General features: G+C 74.7%; 1 protein-coding gene. It reads right to left on the minus strand.

Features of this window, described 5'->3' with window-relative positions; all coding sequences use genetic code 11:
* On the minus strand, positions 1-2699 hold a 2699-nt coding region (locus tag ACFPIJ_RS56565; RefSeq protein WP_380127860.1), incomplete at both ends, for a zinc-binding dehydrogenase.

Below are 2699 nucleotides of genomic sequence, written 5' to 3' on the forward strand. Positions count from 1 at the left end.
TTGCCGATGTGCCGGGCCTGGCTGAGGTGCCGGAAGGCGGCGGGTGCCTCGCGGATGTCGAACGCGGTGACCGGCAGCGGCCGCAGCACCCCCGACGCGAACAGCAGCCCGAGCTCGTCCAGCATCTCCCGGATCGCGTCCGGTCCGGCGTCGACCATGTCGAACGCCTGATACTCCACGCCCGGGTGGGCGGCCGCGACATCCTGCGGGTCGCGGATGTCGGTCTTGCCCATCTCCAGGAAGTGACCGCCGCGCGGCAGCAGCCGCAGGGAGGCGTCGACGAACTCGCGGGCCAGGGAGTCGAGCACGACGTCCATGCCCGCGCCGCCGGTGGCGTCCAGGAACCGCTCCTCGAAGTCGAGGGTACGGCTGTCGCCGATGTGATCGTCCGGGATGCCGAGCGCGCGCAGCACCCGCTGCTTCGCCCGCCCGGCGGTCGCGTAGACCTCGGCGCCGAGGTGCCGGGCCAGCTGCACCGCGGCCGTGCCGACGCCGCCGGTCGCCGCGTGGATCAGGATCCGCTCGCCGTGGCCCAGCCGCATCAGGCGGGTCAGGCCGTAGTAGGCGGTGAGGAAGACGACCGGTGCGGCGGCGGCCTCCGCGAAGGTCCACCCGTGCGGCATCGGCGCCAGCAGCCGACGGTCGGTGACGGCCACCGGGCCCATGGCGCCGGTGAACAGGCCCATGACGCGCTGGCCGGGGGTGATGGTGGTGACGTCGTCGGCGACTTCGGTGACGATGCCGGCGGCTTCGCCGCCGATGACGGCGGTGCCGGGGTACATGTCGAGGGCGATGAGGACGTCGCGGAAGTTGAGTCCGGCGGCGCGGACTGCGATGCGTACCTGGCCGGGTGCGAGGGGTTCGGTGAGTTCCGGCGCGGGCAGCAGGGCCAGGTTCTCCAGCGTCCCGGCCGCGGTCACGTCCAGACGCCACGGACCACCGGGCGGGGTGAGTGGCGAGGACTCGGCGGTCTGGGCGAGCCGCGGCGCGTAGGCCGCGCCGTCGCGGACGGCCAGCTGCGGCTCACCGGTGGCGACCGCCGCGGTCAGCAGCGCCGCGTCCGCCACGTCCGTTACGTCCTCGGGGCCGAGATCCACCAACTGGAAGACGCCCGGGTGTTCGGACTGCGCCGTGCGGACCAGCCCCCAGACCCCGGCGGAAGGCAGGCCGTCGACCGGGTCGCCCGGCCGTGCCGCGACCGCGCCACGGGTGACGATCACCAGCCGGCCGGCCGGCGGACGGTCCGCCGCCAGCCAGCCCTGCACCAGCTCCAGCGCATGCGCCACGGCCCGGTGACCGGTCGGATCGCTGCCGGCGGCGACCTCGGCCACCACGAGCTCCGTGGTGGCCCCGGAAGCGACCAGCGCCGACAGGTCGCGATGGTGGGTGGCGGCCAGACCGTCGATCGGCTTGCCGAGCACCGCCACACCGCCCGCCGGGGGCCCGCCGACCGGCACCGGCGCCCAATGGACCCGGTACAGTCCGCGCCGGGCCGGATCCCCGGCCGTAGCCAGCTGCTCCGGCGAGACCGGGCGCAGCGCCAGGGACGCGACGGACGCGACCGGCAGACCGGCGACGTCCATCAGGTCCAGGGACACCTCGCCGGCGGAGACGACCAGCCTGGCCCGCAGCACCGCCGCACCGGCGGCGTGCAGCGTCACACCGCGCAGCGCGAACGGCAACCGTACGTCGTCGTAGGTGAGGGCGGCGGCGTGCAGGGCCGCGTCGAACAGCGCCGGGTGCAGGCCGAAACCGGCCGGGTCGGCGTCACCGCCGAGGGCGACCTCCGCGTACAGCGTGTCGCCGTCGCGCCAGGCGGCGCGCAGGCCCTGGAACTCCGGACCGTACTCGATGCCGGCGGCGGCCAGACGGGGGTAGAGGCCGTCGACATCGACCGGCTCGCCGGGCGGCGGCCAGGGAAAACCGACGGCGGAGACGGACGGCGCGACACTTACCGTGCCGGACGCATGCCGGATCCACGGCTCGTCCTCGTCGCCGGCCGGCCGGGCGTGCACCGACACCGGCCGCAGGTCGCCCTGCGGCAATCCAATCCGCACCTGGACCTGGACGGCACCCCGGGTGGGCAGCGTCAACGGTGCCTCGAGGACCAGCTCCTCGATGTGCGGGGCGCCGATCTCGTCGGCCACGTGCAGCACCAGGTCGGCGAGCGCGGTGGCCGGCAGCAGGACGGTGCCGTGCACGGCGTGCCCGGTGAGCCATGGATGGCTCTGCACCCCGATCCGGCCGGTGAAGAGCAGGCCGTCGCCGTCGGCCAGTTCGGCGGCGGCGCCGAGCAGCGGGTGGCCGGCCGCGGCGAGCCCGAACGCGTCCGGGTCACCGCCGGACGGCGCGGCCAGCCAGTAGGGCCGGCGTTGGAAGGGGTACGTCGGCAGGTCGGTGTGCCGTCCGGCGGGGGTGGTCGTGGTCCAGACGGTGCGGTGCCCGGCGGCGTGCAACGCGGCCTGAGCGTGGTCACCGAGGTGCGCGGCGGTGATGGTGGCGGTGTGCTCGTCGGGTAGGCAGGTGTGGGTGAGGGCGCTGAGGGTGTTGTCGGGCCCGAGTTCGACGTAGGTCGTGACGCCGGCGCCGTGCAGTGTGGTCACCATGTCGCGGTAGCGGACGGCTTCGCGGATGTGTCGGGTCCAGTAGGTCGGGTCCGCCAGCTGCTCGTCGGTGGCGATGTCGCCGGTCTGGTTGGA

This window comes from Dactylosporangium cerinum (assembly GCF_042653625.1).
GTDB lineage: Bacteria > Actinomycetota > Actinomycetes > Mycobacteriales > Micromonosporaceae > Dactylosporangium > Dactylosporangium cerinum.